This is a genomic window from Planomicrobium sp. MB-3u-38 (genome assembly GCF_002836425.1).
Classification (GTDB): Bacteria; Bacillota; Bacilli; order Bacillales_A; family Planococcaceae; genus Planococcus; species Planococcus okeanokoites.
Genome location: NZ_PJBO01000063.1, coordinates 1 through 17,393 on the forward strand (window position 1 = coordinate 1; position 17,393 = coordinate 17,393).

General features: G+C 47.4%; 13 protein-coding genes, 1 pseudogene and 1 other annotated feature. Of the genes and pseudogenes, 3 read left to right on the top strand and 11 right to left on the bottom strand.

Going from position 1 to position 17,393, the window contains the following annotated elements:
• A pseudogene (locus CXF70_RS18230) lies at positions 1-696 on the top strand (hypothetical protein); the annotation flags it as partial.
• A gap of 53 nt (positions 697-749) precedes the next feature.
• Here CXF70_RS18230 and CXF70_RS13460 read toward each other — a convergent pair.
• Both CXF70_RS13460 and CXF70_RS13465 read right to left on the bottom strand, forming a co-directional pair.
• Positions 750-2,453 (bottom strand): sensor domain-containing diguanylate cyclase, encoded by a 1,704-nt coding sequence (locus CXF70_RS13460; RefSeq protein WP_101803104.1) that lies wholly within the window; start codon positions 2,451-2,453, stop codon positions 750-752.
• Between the two features lie 48 nt (positions 2,454-2,501).
• Positions 2,502-3,692: a bifunctional folylpolyglutamate synthase/dihydrofolate synthase gene (locus tag CXF70_RS13465; RefSeq protein ID WP_101803105.1), complete on the bottom strand. Its 1,191-nt coding sequence runs from the start codon at positions 3,690-3,692 to the stop codon at positions 2,502-2,504.
• Between the two features lie 70 nt (positions 3,693-3,762).
• On the opposite strand from CXF70_RS13465, the gene CXF70_RS13470 reads away from it, so the two are divergent.
• Positions 3,763-4,626, top strand: coding sequence for an ATP-grasp domain-containing protein (locus CXF70_RS13470; protein ID WP_101803106.1), 864 nt, complete (start codon positions 3,763-3,765; stop codon positions 4,624-4,626).
• The gene (locus CXF70_RS13475; protein WP_101803107.1) at positions 4,623-5,387 is read left to right on the top strand and encodes an ATP-grasp domain-containing protein; all 765 of its coding nucleotides are present in this window, start codon (positions 4,623-4,625) and stop codon (positions 5,385-5,387) included. Before CXF70_RS13470 ends, CXF70_RS13475 begins: the two co-directional genes overlap by 4 nt.
• 633 nt (positions 5,388-6,020) lie before the next feature.
• Here the strand turns inward: CXF70_RS13475 and CXF70_RS13480 are convergent.
• The 9 genes from CXF70_RS13480 to CXF70_RS18235 all read right to left on the bottom strand — a co-directional run bounded on the left by CXF70_RS13480 (position 6,021) and on the right by CXF70_RS18235 (position 17,361).
• Entirely contained in the window at positions 6,021-8,654 is a 2,634-nt protein-coding gene (locus CXF70_RS13480; RefSeq protein ID WP_101803108.1) for a valine--tRNA ligase, read from the bottom strand.
• Positions 8,655-8,771: 117 nt separating this feature from the next.
• Positions 8,772-8,990: a binding site (T-box leader), on the bottom strand.
• 21 nt (positions 8,991-9,011) lie between these two features.
• Positions 9,012-10,064: an AbrB family transcriptional regulator gene (locus CXF70_RS13485; protein ID WP_101803109.1), complete on the bottom strand. Its 1,053-nt coding sequence runs from the start codon at positions 10,062-10,064 to the stop codon at positions 9,012-9,014.
• A 578-nt stretch (positions 10,065-10,642) separates the two neighbouring features.
• Entirely contained in the window at positions 10,643-11,929 is a 1,287-nt protein-coding gene (hemL, locus tag CXF70_RS13490) for a glutamate-1-semialdehyde 2,1-aminomutase (protein WP_101803110.1), read from the bottom strand.
• Positions 11,930-12,910 carry a porphobilinogen synthase gene (hemB, locus tag CXF70_RS13495; protein WP_101803111.1) on the bottom strand — a complete coding sequence of 327 codons (981 nt, stop codon included), beginning with the start codon at positions 12,908-12,910 and terminating at the stop codon, positions 11,930-11,932.
• Positions 12,907-13,608, bottom strand: coding sequence for a uroporphyrinogen-III synthase (locus CXF70_RS13500; protein ID WP_101803112.1), 702 nt, complete (start codon positions 13,606-13,608; stop codon positions 12,907-12,909). The genes hemB and CXF70_RS13500 overlap by 4 nt, the downstream gene beginning before the upstream one ends.
• Entirely contained in the window at positions 13,601-14,530 is a 930-nt protein-coding gene (hemC, locus tag CXF70_RS13505) for a hydroxymethylbilane synthase (protein ID WP_101803113.1), read from the bottom strand. The genes CXF70_RS13500 and hemC overlap by 8 nt, the downstream gene beginning before the upstream one ends.
• A 17-nt stretch (positions 14,531-14,547) precedes the next feature.
• Positions 14,548-15,378 (bottom strand): cytochrome C assembly family protein, encoded by an 831-nt coding sequence (locus CXF70_RS13510; RefSeq protein WP_101803114.1) that lies wholly within the window; start codon positions 15,376-15,378, stop codon positions 14,548-14,550.
• A gap of 84 nt (positions 15,379-15,462) precedes the next feature.
• Positions 15,463-16,842, bottom strand: coding sequence for a glutamyl-tRNA reductase (gene hemA, locus CXF70_RS13515; RefSeq protein WP_084246339.1), 1,380 nt, complete (start codon positions 16,840-16,842; stop codon positions 15,463-15,465).
• Between the two features lie 363 nt (positions 16,843-17,205).
• A complete protein-coding gene (locus tag CXF70_RS18235) occupies positions 17,206-17,361 on the bottom strand; it encodes a hypothetical protein (protein WP_158241200.1) in 156 nt (51 codons plus the stop codon).
• Positions 17,362-17,393: the final 32 nt, after the last annotated feature.

Sequence of the window (17,393 nt, forward strand, 5' to 3'; positions counted from 1 at the left end):
AGTAATTGCAATAACTTCACAAAAAAGTACGATGGAGTTTACTATGGTTCAGGGAAAAATGACTTTAGAAAAATGGGTACATTAGGAACAGTTGCTTTATCGTCTATTGATTTAAACATTAGAGAAAGTGCATATATTGAAAAAGATTTATATATAATCAATTCTTCTAAAAGTTATCCATCCAAAGTAAAAGGGACAATTTATGTTCATGGTGATTTAGTAATTGAAAATGCTTACCTGGAAAGTGATGTTATCTTTTATGTTGACGGTGACGTAACAATTACTGAGTCAGAAATTTACGGTATCCCTTATGCAAATCGAACCGGCTCATTAATAATTTTTGCAAAAGGAAATATTAATCTATCTAACAACTCCGTAAACAAATCAAATCCTAGTAATTTTAAAGGTTACTTTTACAGTGAACAATCAATGGAGATATATGGTGTTGGATCGAATATTAAAATTGAAGGTGGAATATCAGCCCGAAGAATCACCCTTAACGCATTACGAGGTGATGGCAAAAGGTACTATACAAGTTCTGAACAAGCGGGTATGAACAAAGATAAATCGCGGCTTACTATTATCTATGATCATGACATTATTAAAAACTTTTCTGAATTAGATATTGATACAGAACCTTGGATAAATAATGTCTCTCCACCAGTCGAACTAGATAGAAGCTACGAAGCCCCATAATCAAAAACAAAGCCCAAGTTCATCAACTGAACTTGGGCTTTTCTATTTCATTTTCACTTCGTATAAGCAGCAACCTTATTCCGCCCCGCCTGCTTCGCACCGATGTACAATGCTCTGTCTGCGTTGCGGATCATCGCCATGCCGTCATCGCTGTCGTCCGGCGCTGACGACACGCCGATGCTCATGGTGATCTTGATCGGAATCGTACTGCGGTCTTCATCCAGATCACTTTGGATCATGAATTCGCGTTTTTCGATTTCCTTGCGGATGTTTTCCGCAAATAACATTGTCAGCTCTTTACTGTAGTTTGGAAGGAGCACTACAAATTCTTCACCGCCGTACCTGGCGACAGTCCCCTCTTTTCCGACGATTTCCGTCAGCAGGTTTGCCAGTGCGATCAAGATTTCATTGCCGCTTTGGTGGCCGTACTTGTCATTGATGCCTTTAAAGCGATCGATGTCCATCATCACAACAGACAGATTACGCAGTTCACCGCTATTGACTTTGGCCATGCTTTTCTCAAGCGCTTCATCAAGATAGCGGTAATTATACAATTTTGTGAGGCCGCAGCGTTCGCTTTTGGCAATGGCTTTTTGGATCAGCCCTGCTTTTTCCAGCGATACCGCAAAGTACGTACTCAGGATATCCATGATTTGCAGCTGGTGATGGACGAATGCATGCTTACTTCTCGAACCCATCACGAGGACCCCTTCGATCCGGTTGTTCCGGGAAATCGGCGTCGCCATCAAGCTTTCGGTATCATTCGGCATATAGCCGCTTGCTATCCCTTTCCACTGCGCTTTATTGTCATAGATATAGGAAGTGTTGTTGACGATCGCGTTGCCGGCAATGCCTTCATTATATTTAACAGGTTCAACGTCGAGTGATTGGAACTGATTATCTTCGAACATACGGAGCATTAGAAGTTTGCCGTCCCGGTAATCAATGACATAAGCATAATCCGCCTGGAATAAATCCGTTACCTGGATAACGAATTGATCCAGTACCTCATCTGTAGAAAGACGCGCCGCCAATTGATGGCCGATTTCACCCGCTTTTTTCAGATCGCTGTTCACTTTTTCCGAGTTATTATACATGCGCATGATGGCGGTCATCGTGAAGAACGGAATGCCCAGCAGCAATAACGCCGTCAAGCCGATATAGGTTTCAGAAATGTATAAGGCGATGGCAAGCGGAAAGACCAGCAATGTGATGGAGAAATCCCAGATCGTATCGGTCGAAAAGAAATCCTTGTGTTCACCGAGAATCCTTACATATACGTAGAGGATCAGCTGGTTCGATACTACGGAAACCATCTGGAACAGCAATCCATATAACAGGATATGGCCGAGATCCAGCGAACCGATTTCGCCGCCCGCAAAGATGAAAGATAATCCGGCAAGTGAAGAAATCGCGAAGAACATCATAGAGTTGAAAGGAATTCGGATGCTCAAACTTTCAAATGTGCGCAGCCTCAAGATGACGATCAGCATGGTAATCTGCGACAAGATGACTTCAGCGAAAAGTCCATATTTCAGGAATACGGCAACTGTCAGCCATTGCACCAGATAAGTCGGTACACCATTGATGTTCATCGGCAACAGACAGGCCAGGATGAAGAATGCCAGATAGGCTGCGGCATCAACCAGGGATATCGTTGGCGGCGGGAAGTATTGATAAATCAGGTAAAGGCCCGGTGGCACAATGAGAGCCCAGAGTGTCCACAGAACTACTTTTCTTTTCTGTACATTATCCATAGCAACTTCTCCCCTACTAGGTTCTCTCTATTGCCAAAGAAATTTTGATTAATCGGGTCTGTAATGTTCAAACATCGAATAATTTCGTTTTCTCAGGATCGCTAAAAGGTAAAGTGAACCCGTGACTATTGTCACTTCATTTTTACTAGATACAGGTAATATATCACAATCATTTAGAATTGTCTTTATTTTACTACCACTTTTGGAAAATAAAATCTGTGCCGGTAAAGCCCGTTCGTTTTCAAATTCCAGGAAGATGAAATGGTCGCTGATGGTTTCCAGTTTCCGCAGGATCGCTTCGTGGTCTTTATCCTTTAATAATCCCATAACTATATGTATTTCGCGGTCCGAATAGATTTTCCGGACTGTTTCAACCAGAGCATCCACACTGGCTTCATTATGTGCGCCGTCAAAAATCACATCCGGATATACTTCTTCGAATCGGAAGGACAGCGACGCACTCGTTATTCCTAATATTGCTAAATGTTCTTTAAATTGGTTTTCGAGTATGTTGTGTGAGACTAGCATCGCCAAATTTGCATTGGCTTTCTGATGCTGGCCTTTCATTTTTAATTTACCTTCAAATAGGTCTTTAGACTTCAATATTTTCGAACTCATCTTTTCTGCTGTGGTACAGATTACCTTTTCCGCTTCTTTCGGCAGCTTCCCGATGGCTATCGGTTTCCCTTTTTTGATGATGCCCGCTTTATGCCAGGCAATTTCAGAGATTGTGCTGCCCAGGAAATTCGTATGTTCGAGTGAAATGCTCGGTATGACGGAAATCAGTGGATCGATGACATTCGTGCTGTCAAAACGTCCGCCCATACCGGCTTCGATGATGATGAAATCCGGCTTTCTTCTATTAAATAGGAGAAACGCGGCGGCAGTAAGCAATTCGAAATCGGTCAGCGGTGTTTTAACCTTCGACAGCTGTGCAAATGCCGTGTCAAAATCCGCTTCCGTTGCCGGCTCCCGGTCTATCTGAATCTGGTCATGCACGTCTTCAATGGCAGGCGAAAAGAAATTGCCCACTGACTTGCCATGCTGCATAAGTATAGCGGCGATGAACGCCGCTGTAGACCCTTTGCCGTTTGTGCCGGCGATATGTATGGACTGATGATTTTCATGTGGATTGCCCAGTTCCTGCAGTGCTTGTTTTATTGCGTCCAAACCAGGCTTGATGGATGTGTCGGAGGCAATATTCCATTTTTCTTTATAATGATCAAGTCCCGTAATCATCGAAAACCTCTTTTCTCCCTTTAAACGTGATACAATTTTTTTATAAGTATAGCATGAAGGTGGAATTGAAATGGCCGTATGTTGGATCATTTATAATGGAAGTTTAATCTCCGAAAAATTTATCGACCAGGCGGAATTGGTGGCGGAAGCTGCCGAGAGAGCCGGTGTGAAAACGCGCATCATGAAAAATAATGATGTTGTGATGGATCTGTTGTCGGAAATGGCATTGCCTGATTTCGCGGTCATGCTCGACAAAGACATCCTGCTTGGCTATTTCCTGAAAAGCCGCGGCATCCCCGTCTACAACGATCCGGCAATCATCGACCTCTGCGACAATAAAGCCAAGCAATACATAGCGCTTGCGGCTGCCGGCCTCCCTATGCCGGCTACCATCATCGCGCCGAAAGTCTATCCCGCCTTCTCCATCCGGGAATCGGGTTATTTCGAAAAGGTGCTCGGACGATTCGGACTTCCGATGATCATCAAAGAAGGACATGGTTCATTCGGCATGAAAGTTTATCTGATTGAAACGGAAGAACAGTTCTATGAAAAAGTGGAATCGCTCCGCGGCATCGATTTCGTATTTCAGGAATTCGTCGAATCCAGCCGGGGACGTGATATCCGCGTCAACATCGTCGGTGGTGAAATCGTCGCAGCCATGTACCGGGAGTCGAAAACCGATTTCCGCGCCAACATCACAAACGGCGGCGAAGCGTCCCCGATTGAATTGACGGAACAGCAGAAAGTCATCGCCATTGCGGCAGCCCGTGCGACCGGTGCAATATTCGCCGGAGTCGATCTCCTGTTCGATATCGACGAACAGCCGCTGGTCTGCGAAGTGAACGCCGCCGCCCATATCCGCAATATCTTGAATGTCACAGGCATCAATGTCGCTGACGCCATGATTGCTTATATACTGGAGGACGTTCGATGATCCTATTGTACGAAACCGCGGACGCCAAGCGCAATGAAGCATTTATCCTGGAATTGCAGCGATTTGCCGATTTCGAATTGGTTTGCTGGGACGATTGGAGCGAAGCTGGACTGGATGGCCTGCTTGAGAAATTGAAAAGCCAGACTGTTCTGTTTCGCTGCCGTCGCCCTGATGCAGCTCGCTATTTGGAGGACCGCGGCGTGCGTCTTGTGAACCGCGCCGAAGTGAACCGCATCGCCAATAATAAGTGGCTGTCTTATCAGCTGTTTCAAGTATTAGGGATTCCGGCGATCACCACTTACCGCGAGCCGCAGGAATTTCCGTGTGTCATTAAGAGCGTCGACGGCCACGGCGGCCAGGAAGTTGAGATGGTGGAGTGGGCTGATTCTTTGCCAGCTTTTTCTTCTGATGTTATCTATCAGCCGGTGGTCCCTCATACAGCAGACATCCGTGCGTATGTCATTGGTGATGAAGTAGTCGGTGCAGTTAAACGCAGCTCGGACTTTTCGTTCAAGAAAAACTTTTCGCTCGGCGCCGAAGTTGAGCGGTATGAATTAGATTCCATTCAGGAACTGCATGTATTGAAAATAGCCCGCGCCGTGAAAGCTGACTATATTGGCATCGACTTTCTTCTGCTGGAAGACGGCCGCCACCTCTTCAATGAAGTCGAAGATCCCGTCGGTGCCCGCTCCTTCTACCAGACGCACGAAGATAATATCGCTGAATTATTGGTTCGGCATCTTGAGAAAAAGTATGACTGATATCACTCTTCTTTCTTGGAGCGTGAATAGCTTGGTTTGAAAAACATTCGCTGCAGCGAATGTTCCTGGGATGGTTCCCGCTGCGCGGAAACCATCCGATCCGATCGGGTTTTTCCTTGTATTCTGTTTGATTTGGTCGTTTGGGACTGTGAAATAGGAGTGTGATTTCCAGTTAATTGGATATACTGTCCATTAGAGTGTGTTTACTGTCCATTATCAGCTGAATACTGTCCATTAGAGCGTGGTTACTGTCCATTAAGCATCCTTTACTGTCCATTACGTTTTTTGAATGGAAAGTTTGCAAAAATGAGCAGTCATATTCGCTAGTTTAAGCCATTTTCTAAAACTGAATTTCCAATATTTGGACTTACTTTCCAAATCACATAAAATACTTTCCAGTTCAGCCTAAATACTTTCCAATTCAGTCTAAATACTTTCCAATTTGCCTGAAATACTTTCTAATTTGATAAACGATGATACTTCAATATATTCTGTTTAATTTTTCCAGCTCGCAGCCTGTCTGACATGACTTCTTTCTCAAGTTGTCTTATAGATTTACATACTATTAAAAAACCCCGAAACCTTCTGCAAAACAGAAGAATTTCGGGGTTTCATATTTAATTCGGGTAAGTCTTAAAGATTCTTCAATTCTTCAATACGCTTCTCAACCGTCGCGTGTTTCTCCAGATAGTCCGCTTCTTTCGCGCGTTCCTCGGCCACAACCGCTTCCGGTGCTTTCGAAACGAAGCGCTCGTTCGACAATTTGCCTTGAACAAGCTTAACTTCCTTCGCCCATTTCTCCAGCTCTTTATTCAAACGGGCAAGCTCCGCATCGATATCGATGAGTCCTTCCAGCGGCATGAACAATTCCGCACCGGATACTACTGCCGACATGGATTTTTCAGGCGCTTCGATATTCTGTCCGATCATCAACGTTTCCGGGTTGCAGAAACGCTCGATGTAGGCAGAGTTCGCTTCCAGCACGGCGTGCGTTTCCGCGTCCTTAGCTGAAATTGTCAACGGCACTTTCTTGCTCATCGGCGACTGCACTTCCGCGCGGATTGTCCGTACGGATTTAATAACGTCCACCAACAACTTCATGCTCGACGACTGGCTTTGGTCGGACAATGACTCATCCACTTTCGGCCACTCGGCAATCGTGATTGACTCGCCTTGTGTCGGCAGGTTCTGCCAGATTTCTTCTGTGATGAACGGCATTAACGGATGCAATAAACGCATCGTGTTATCGAGTACATAAGCAAGAACCGAACGCGTCATTCGCTTCGCGTCTTCGTCTTCACCGTATAATGGCAGCTTCGCCATCTCGATGTACCAGTCACAGAAATCATCCCAGATGAAGTTATAAAGCAGGCGTCCCACTTCACCGAACTCATAGCGTTCAGCAAGCGACGTCACTTGTTCGATCGTTTCATTTAGACGAGTCAGGATCCATGAATCCGCTACAGACTTCTTGCCGCTCAGATCGATTTCCTCGTAGGTCATGCCTTCCATGTTCATCAATGCAAAACGGGAAGCGTTCCAGATTTTATTTGCGAAGTTCCAAACGCTCTCCACTTTTTCCATCGAGAAGCGAAGGTCCTGGCCTGGCGATGAAGCTGTTGCCAGGAAATAACGCAGTGAATCGGCGCCATATTGTTCAATGACATCCATCGGGTCGACGCCATTGCCGAGTGATTTCGACATCTTGCGCCCTTCCGCATCGCGGACAAGTCCGTGTATCAGCACATCGTCAAACGGTTTTTCTTCAGTGAATTCAAGCGCTTGGAAAATCATGCGCGATACCCAGAAATTGATGATATCGTAGCCAGTAACCAGTACGTCTGTCGGATAGTATTTCTTCAGTTCATCGCTGTCTTCCGGCCAGCCAAGCGTCGAGAACGGCCAAAGCGCTGACGAGAACCACGTATCCAGAACGTCTTCGTCCTGCGTCCAGTTTTCAGCGTCTTCAGGCGCCTCGTGACCTACGTAGATTTCACCTGTTTCGTTATGATACCAGGCAGGAATCTGATGGCCCCACCATAATTGACGGGAAATACACCAGTCGCGGATGTTCTCCATCCAGTGCAGATACGTTTTCTCAAAACGTTCCGGCACGAAATTGACGCCATTTTCGTCTTTCTGCAGATCCACCGATTTTTGCGCCAGCGGCTTCATGTCAACGAACCATTGTGTCGACAGGTAAGGCTCTACTACTGCCCCGCTGCGTTCCGAATGCCCTACCGAATGCAGATGCTCTTCAATCTTGAATAAAACATCCATCTCCTGCAGGTCTTTAACGATCTGCTTCCGGCATTCGAAACGGTCCATACCTTCGTATTTGCCGGCATTTTCATTCATCGTGCCGTCTTCGTGCATGATCAATACGCGTTCGAGGTTATGGCGGTTGCCGATTTCAAAGTCATTCGGGTCATGAGCTGGCGTAATTTTCACAGCGCCGCTTCCGAATTCCATGTCGACATAATCATCTGCTACAATTTCCATTTCACGTCCGATGATCGGAAGCGTCACAGTTTTGCCGATCAAGTGCTTATAGCGCTCATCTTTCGGGTGAACCGCAACCGCTGTATCGCCGAGCATCGTCTCCGGACGCGTCGTTGCGATTTCGATGTGGCCGCTGCCGTCTGTCAACGGGTAACGCATATGATAGAACGCGCCTTGCACATCTTTGTAGATAACTTCAATATCCGAAATCGCGGTTTTCGTCGCAGGATCCCAGTTGATGATGTATTTACCGCGGTAGATCAATTTTTTCTCGTATAGCTTAACAAATACTTCACGAACCGCTTTCGACAAGCCTTCATCCATTGTAAAGCGCTCACGTGAGTAATCGAGTCCAAGGCCCAGTTTCGACCATTGCTGACGGATATGCCCTGCGTACTCCTCTTTCCATTTCCATGATTCTTCAAGGAAAGCTGCGCGTCCAAGGTCATAGCGAGACTTGCCTTCTTCCTTCAGCTTGCCTTCAACTTTCGCCTGTGTCGCGATGCCGGCGTGGTCCATGCCCGGCAGCCATAGCGCGTCGTATCCCTGCATACGCTTCATGCGCGTCAGGATATCCTGCAGCGTCGTATCCCAGGCGTGGCCCAGGTGCAGCTTGCCTGTCACGTTCGGCGGCGGAATCACGATGGTGTACGGCGTCTTGCCGCTTTCGGGTTTAGCTTCAAAATACTTGTTGTCGATCCACCAATCATAACGCCCTTTTTCAATCGATTGCGGATCGTACTTGGTCGACATCTGTTCTGTCATAGAGATTCCTCCTCGTCTAGTCGCTGCGGATTTTATTCGCATAGCGCTTGGTTTTGATGGGTTGAAGCATCTTCTTGAGCTTAAAAAAGGGTACAAAAAAACTCCTGTCGTCTCTACTTAAAGGACGAAGGAGTTTTCGCGGTACCACCTTTATACACAGGCTGAAAAAAGCCTGGCTCTCAAGTTCGATAACGGATTCGCATCCGGGTTCCGCTACTCGTGTTCACGGAATCTGCTCGGAGGTGACATTCAAATGCTGGTCCATGAAAACCTCTCACCACTCGGTTCCCTCTCTGAAATGCACGCACATTCTACTATCCTCTTCAATGCATCAGTATCTGATTAAATCCATTGTACTCAATTTCCTGTTTTAGCGTCAAGTTTTTTCAGCACAAACGCCACTGCAGGCGCCGCAAGCAATAAAATAAAGAACAGGCGGAACAGATGGAAACTCGTGATGAGCGCCACATCCGCGCCGGCAGCGAGCGCCGTAATCCCCATTTCGGCCATGCCGCCCGGCGCCGCACTCAGGAAGAAATCGAGGAACAGGTATTCTGGAAGAAGTGCCGCTAATATATAGGCAATAAAAACGGTAAACGCGATCAGGAGCATATTATTGACCACAATCGCCAACGCCAGCCGCATGCTCATATTTTCGCGCAGCTTCTCCATCTGGAGACCGAGATGTGCGCCGACGAGCAGCTGTGCCAGAATTGTAAGAAGGGGCGGCATCTCGATAAGCGTGCTGCCGGTGAAGGACTGGACGATAGCCATGACCAGGACAGGTGCCAGCAATTCCTTCGCCGGGAATGAAAACTTCTTCATAAATAGATAGATTAAAATACCAAGTATGATGGCAGCCAGAAATGCCATCGGTGAAAACGAGAAGTCGTTTGCCTGGGTAGTCGCTGATGCCGTCTCCCTTCCGACAAGAAATGTTGTCAGCAATGGCACAATCGTTACAACGAGGAATATCCGGAACGTCTGCATTACCGATACGACGGTGACATTGGCATTTTTGACTTCTTCCGAAATCAGCACCATCTGAGACAAGCCGCCCGGCATCGAGCCAAGCAAACTCGTCTGCAGCGATTCGTTGGCCATTTTGCTGAACAGGAGTCCGAATAGCAATGCCGCGATGATAACCGACACTGTCATAAACAGCATATACGGCAGATCCACCCACATCAGCAGCACCGACTCACGCGTAAACGACGCGCCGATCATGACGCCGAGGAGGATAAGGCCGATTGTCCGCAATATTCGCGGCCAGTAAAACTCCATTTCCGTAAACTGCCGGAGCAGTAAAAGTGCCAGCATCGGCCCAAGAAGCCACGGCAAGAACATGCCGACCTGCTGGAATATAAAGCCGGCCGCAATCGCGACCAGCGCTGTACGCAATAATTTCAAAACTTACTCTACCTTCTTTCGCAAAATAACCTGTCTTTCTATCCTAACAGATAAATTGCGGGCCGTGAAAACTTCTATGAGCGGTTTTGGGAGTTCTATGATCACTTTTTGGGGTTCTATGATCACTCAGGAGATTCTATGATCACTTATTCGATTCTATAATCATTCAAATGATTCTATAATCACTTTTTAGGGTTCTATGATCACTCGCTATTTTTCTTCCCCCTATTCACTAAGAAAGTTCAGCCAGATCCACCGGCTGCTCCCTCCTCTCCGCATTTTCGGACGAAGCCCTGTAATCAGCCCTTTCCTTACATGGAAGAAACCGATTACAAGCTTTTCACAGGCGAAAAGCGAAAGTGCAAAGGACATTTGACAGGAGGCTAAACCGTTGATTGCGGTAAAACTCTATTTGTTTGCAGTATAACTGGCTTTGTTTGCGGTATATAGCTTGTTGTTTGCAAAATAGCCCCCGTTGTTTGCGATATAACTCTCTTTGTTTGCAGTATAAGCTAATTCCCCTAAAACTTACGAAAAAAACAGCCGGATAACTTACTCCGGCTGTCTCTCTTTATTTATTAGCGTGCCAGTTTAGCGAAGACGGTGTGGAATGCTTCCACTGTCTTGGCGATATGCTCTTCGGTATGAGCTGTCGACAGGAACATGCCTTCGAACTGGGACGGCGGCAGGAAGATGCCTTCTTCCGCCATCAATTTATAGTAATCCGCGAACAGGTCCAGATCGGACGTTTTCGCTGAGTCGAAATCGACCACTTCTTCGTTCGTGAAGAAGAAACCGATCATCGAGCCCGCACGGTTTACTGTGTGCGGAATATTGTATTTTTCTGCGGCTTCACGGAAACCGGCTTCAAGCTGGTCGCCGCGTTCGATGAAAGTATTATAGCTGTCTTCAGAGAGACGCGACAGGGTTTCGTAACCAGCGCGCATTGCGAGAGGGTTGCCTGACAGCGTACCTGCCTGATAGATCGAACCGCTTGGTGCGACTTGCTGCATGATTTCACGGCGACCACCGAATGCACCGACTGGAAGTCCGCCGCCGATGACTTTGCCGAGGCAAGTCATGTCAGGCGTCACGCCGTAAAATCCTTGCGCACAGTTGTAGCCGACACGGAAACCGGTCATGACTTCATCAAAGATGAGGACTGTGCCGTTTTCAGTCGTCAGGTTGCGGAGTTCCTGCAGGAATCCTTCGCTTGGAGGTACAACGCCCATATTGCCGGCAACCGGCTCAACGATTACTGCTGCCAGATCGTCGCCGAATTCTTTGAATGCGTGGCGTACACTTTCCAGATCGTTATAAGGAACAGTGATCGTGTTCTGCGCGATTGACGCAGGCACTCCCGGTGAATCCGGAAGACCCAGTGTCGCAACACCAGAACCAGCTTTGATCAACAGGCTGTCCCCGTGGCCGTGATAGCATCCTTCGAATTTCAGGATTTTATTGCGTCCTGTATATCCGCGTGCTACACGCAATGCGCTCATCGTCGCTTCCGTACCGGAAGACACCATACGTACCATTTCGATTGATGGAACACGTTCCATGACAAGTTTCGCCATTTCATTTTCAAGGACAGTCGGCGCTCCGAATGAAGTGCCGAGTTCCGCTGTTTCCTTGATCGCTGCGACTACGTCCGGTTGTGCATGCCCCAGAATAAGAGGCCCCCAGGAAAGGACGTAGTCGATGTATGTGTTGCCGTCGATATCCGTAATTGTGGCACCGCTGCCGGAAGCCATGAAAATCGGATCCATATTGACGGATTTGAATGCGCGGACAGGTGAGTTGACGCCGCCCGGCATCAATCCTTTCGCTTCTTCAAATGCCGCTTGCGATTTTTCATATCCCATTTATTTCCCCTCCAGCCAGCGTACCGCGTCTTTTGCGTGATACGACATGATAATATCCGCGCCAGCACGTTTCATGCTGAGCAATGTTTCAAGAACGATCTTCTCTTCGTCGACCCAGCCGTTCAAAGCCGCGGCTTTGACCATGGCATATTCGCCAGAAACGTTATAGGCGACAATCGGCAAGTCAAAGTTATCCCGCACTTCACGGACAACATCCAAGTACGACAAGGCCGGTTTGACCATCAGGTAATCGGCTCCTTCTTCCACGTCGGAAGCCGCTTCACGAAGTGCTTCCAGGCGGTTTGCCGGATCCATCTGATAAGTTTTGCGGTCGCCTAATTGTGGTGTTGAGTGGGCAGCTTCGCGGAATGGGCCGTAATAAGCCGACGCGTATTTCACTGCATAGCTCATGATCGGAATGTGCTGGAATCCAGCCTGATCCAGTCCGTAGCGGATTGCCGCGACAAAACCGTCCATCATATTCGATGGCGCAATGATGTCCGCTCCCGCTTTTGCCTGTGACACAGCAGTACGCGCCAATAGGTCGAGCGACTCGTCATTCAAAATGACGCCGTCTTCGATAACGCCGCAATGACCGTGGTCTGTATACTGGCAAAGGCAAGTATCAGCGATGACAACCAAGTCCGGATGGCGTTCTTTCGCGAAACGGATGGCTTCCTGTGTGATGGCGTGGTCATGATAAGCTTCGGAACCGACAGCATCTTTGTCGTTCGGCACGCCGAACAAGATGACTGAAGGAATCCCCAAATCGACGACTTCGTCCAATTCTTCGCCAAGGCGGTCCATTGAGAAATGGAAAACGCCAGGCATGGATGAAATCTCCTGTTTTACGTTTTCGCCTTCGACGACGAAAATCGGGTAGATGAAATCTTCTTTATAAAGTCCAGTTTCACGCACCATGGCACGAATGTTTGCAGATCCGCGCAATCTCCGGTGACGATTGAATTTCAAGTCTTTCATTCGTTACATCTTCCTTTCGCTATTTCATTGACGACGTCCAAGTACGTATAGGTCGCGGGAATAAAATCGATATGCCCGCCTGCATCCTTGATCGCCTTTTCGGTTACATGGCCGATTGCCGCAACCTCTATATCATTCCAATCCCCTCCCGCTTTCCGGTATGCCGAAACAGCCGAGGGGCTGGCAAAGATGATGGTTTGGTGTTTCATTTGGGATAGTTCTTCTGCGTTATCCAATTTCAGGTTCGTGTCGTAGATAATCCATTCGTCGACAGGCAACGGCATGGACGAGATGGTGTTCTTCGCAAGCGCACCTTTGATGAAAAGACATTTTGCACCATTGGCAACAGCAGGAAACTCTTCGACAAAACGGTCGGCACTGTAGATAGAAGGTATGAAATCCACCCGATAGCCGTTGTTCTCGAGAACTTCCGCAGTCTTTTCACCGACAGCCGCAATGTTGGGCACATTGTCCGCATGCAGCTGGCAGAAAGCTTCCGCACTTGTGCGGCTCGTGAAGATGAGCCACCCGTATGCATTGAAATCCGGCTTGTCCGTTTGGCGGACCGATGTTTCGATAAGCGGCAGGTAAAGTGCCTTGCCGCCCAGTTCTTCAATTTCACCTGCAGCTTCTTCTGGAAAGTTTGAACCAGTAAAAACGATCGTTCTGCCTTCAAGCGATCTTTCGTTTTTACACATTGCTCTCAGCAATGACACGCTGAATCAGGTCATAACCGCCTTGGCCGCTGATCTTATCAGCAACGATGCGTCCTGCTTCAACCGGATCTTTGCTTGTCGCCGTTTCTTTATAGACCTGATCTGCTTCGGGTGAAGAGATCAATCCAGTAAACGTGATTTCACCTTTATCGACCGTTGCATAACCCGCAATCGGAACCTGGCAGCTGCCGTTCATATCTTTCAGGAATTTACGTTCAGCGTTTACCGCCAGCATCGTGTCTTCATCGTTCACTTTCGCGAGTTCAGCCAATAATTCTGCATCATCTTCGCGGCATTCAATGCCTAGAGCGCCTTGGCCGATCGCCGGCAGGCATTCTTCGATGCTAAGGAATTCGGTAACGATCTCGTCTTTCCAGCCCATGCGTTTCAAGCCGGCTGCCGCCAAAATGATGGCGTCGAATTCACCGGATTCCAATTTTCCAAGGCGTGTGTCGATATTGCCGCGGATCCACTGGATATCAAGGTCCGGACGCATCAACAATAATTGCGAACTGCGGCGCAGGCTGCTTGTGCCCACTTTCGCGCCGACTGGCAGATCCATGAATTTCACGTGGCCATTGGCAATAAAAGCATCGCGCGGGTCTTCACGTTCCGGCACACAGCCGATGACGAATCCTTCCGGAAGAACAGACGGCATGTCTTTCATGCTGTGCACAGCGAAATCGATTTCCTTGTTAAAAAGCGCCTGCTCGATTTCTTTGACGAATAAGCCTTTGCCTCCGACTTTCGATAGCATAACATCGACAATGCGGTCGCCTTTTGTCACGATTTCCTTTATTTCAAATTCAAAAGGGGCTCCTGCCGCCTTCAATTTATCGATAAACTGATTTGTCTGCGTTAAAGCAAGCTTGCTTCTTCTAGATCCTACAACGATTTTTCTCAAATGAATCCTACCTTTCCTTAATACCAAAAATGAAATTCCGACAACCGGCTGCCGAGGAAGAAATTAATCAGCAGCACTAAAAACGCATAGATATGGGCCAATGAATAGGACATGCCATTCAATGTGCCTTTCTGGTGGCGCCACAGGATGACACTGTAGACGACCACTAGTATAAATGAACCGACGATCTTCAGATCGAAGATCGAGAAATCAAAGAGCGCTATGTACGCCCATTGCAGGCCAAGTACTAGCGACACGAACAGCAGCGAAATGCCGACGCCGATCGAAATCGACATCCCCCGCTCAGTCTGTCCGAGTGACGGCAGGCTGTTCCATTGCTTTGTCCATTTTTTGCGTTTCAAGAGCCTGTATTGCAGCACATTGAGCAGCGAAAAGACAAAAGACAGCGAAAATGCCGCATAGGAAAGAATCGCGAAACTGATATGAATCAGCAGCAATTCGGAGATCAATGATTCCCCGACCGGCGACCGCTCAATCTGGACCGGCGCAAATGTGTGGATTGTCATGAAGATGAATCCGATGATGTTGATCAGGAATACCGCAAAATCGAACCGGTAGAAAATCCTGAGTACGAGCGACAGCGTGACCAGCAGCCAGGCATAGAAATAGATGCCTTCAAATAAGGTCAGCACCGGAAATCTCTGTGTTTCCATCATATAAAATATCAGAAACACCGTCTGAAGCAGCCAAACTCCGCCAAGCAGCGACATGGCGATCTTCGCCGCCTTCTTCTCTTTATATACATAATCCAAAAAATAAAAAACAAGGCTGACAGCATATAGAATAACCATAGCTTCGTGCAGCCTTGCCATTGTTATATCAGCCATCCCATTCCCCTTCATTTCCATAGTTAAAGGCGCTTCGTCTCTACATTTTAACATATAGATCCGAAAACGCCTCTTTCCAACCGATTAAAATGAATATCCGGGTGATTCCTGTTTCTGCTGTTGCTTCTGTTTTTCTTCAGCAGCTTTCTCAGCTTTTACCAATGCCGCTTTTGACTGCTGTTCAATCTGTACTTGCACTTCATCTTCAATGCCGAAAATCTGCTGGAACAACTCTAACTGCTCACGTGATTTAGGCGCTCCGGCCATTTCCTTCGCTTGAAGGATCGGCTCTTTCAGCAATTGATTGATGATTGATTTTGTATGTTTGTTCAGGATTTTCTTCTCACGGTCTGTCAGGTCCGGCATCTTGTTCTCGATGCTCGCCATCGTTTCCGCCTGGATGCCAAGCGCTTTTTCGCGCAATGCCGATATCACCGGAACTACGCCAAGAGTCGTCAGCCAGTCATTGAATTGATGTGCTTCCTTATCGATCATGGAAACGATCTGTGTTGCAGCGCGTTCGCGTTCCGCCAAGTTGGCGTTGACGATGCCTTGCATATCATCGATATCATAAAGGAATACATTCGGCAAATCGCCGATGCGCGGATCCATATCACGCGGCACTGCAATATCCACAAGGAATAAAGGCTTGCCTTTGCGCAGCTTCTCAACAAATTGCATAAGCTCCAAATCGATTACGAAGTCCTGTGCACCTGTAGACGAAATGAGGATGTCCGCATCCAATAACGCGCACTGCAGTTCATTTAACGGCTTCGCTTTGCCGCCAAATTTATCAGCCAGTACTTCCGCTTTTTCGAATGTGCGGTTGATGACCGTAATGCGGTCTGCTCCGCTGCCTTGAAGATTCTTAATCGCCAGTTCGCCCATCTTGCCGGCGCCCAGGATGACAACATGCTTATTTTTAAGCGTGCCAAAAATCTTTTTGCCCAGTTCAACTGCCGCATACGAAACCGATACGGCATTTTCGCCGATCGCCGTTTCAGAATGCGCCCGTTTGGCAAGCGTCACCGCCTGCTTGAATAATTGGTTGAAAACCGTACCCGTCGTGCCGATTTCCTGGCCGGCAAGGAAACTCCCCTTCACCTGTCCAAGAATCTGCGTTTCGCCAAGAACCATCGAATCGATTCCCGCTGTAACACGGAATAGATGCTCGACAGCCTCATCTTTTTCATGCACAAATAAATACTGTGAAAACGACTCCTGCGGAATATCAAAATAATCCGCCAGGAATTGCTTCACATAGTATTTGCCTGTATGGAGCTGGTCGACCACCGCGTAGATCTCCGTGCGGTTGCACGTAGATACGATGACGTTCTCCAGTATGCTTTTTTGTTTATTCAAGGCCTGCATCGCCTGTGGAAGTTCATTTTCGATGAACGACAACTTCTCGCGGATTTCCACGGGTGCAGATCGGTAGTTCACCCCGACTACTAATGTATGCATGGGTTCAAAACACCTTTCACGTTCCATATTTCATATATATAAGTATACCACTATCAATGCTTTATAAGCTTTTGAAATTGTGAACAAGCAATGAAGATATGCTATTTGTCCCAAAATAATGGTCAGTGGAAAGCAAGCTCCGCACTGATTAAAGTTTCTCTTTATAATGATTATAAACTAATTCTAGCATTGGGAATATTGCAGGACAAGGATAACGCTCGTATTCGAATTTGTCAGTTTACTTGGGGAATGAAATCGGTTTTTTGGAGAGATGGGAGCGGGTTTGGAGGTTCTATGATCACTTTTGGGGGTTCTATGATCACTCAGACGATTCTATGATCACTTATTCGATTCTATGATCATTCAAACGATTCTATGATCACTCAGCCGAAAATTGACCGGATCAGCCGGCTCATTTACCACAATCATTATCATCAAAAGAAACGACATTTGATTTGAAAGCAGTCCGCATCCGCGGACTGCCCAGTGGGCGGGGTCTCCCCGCCCGAACTTAGCCATTCAGTTTTTCTCCAAAAAAAAAGCGCAGCCTC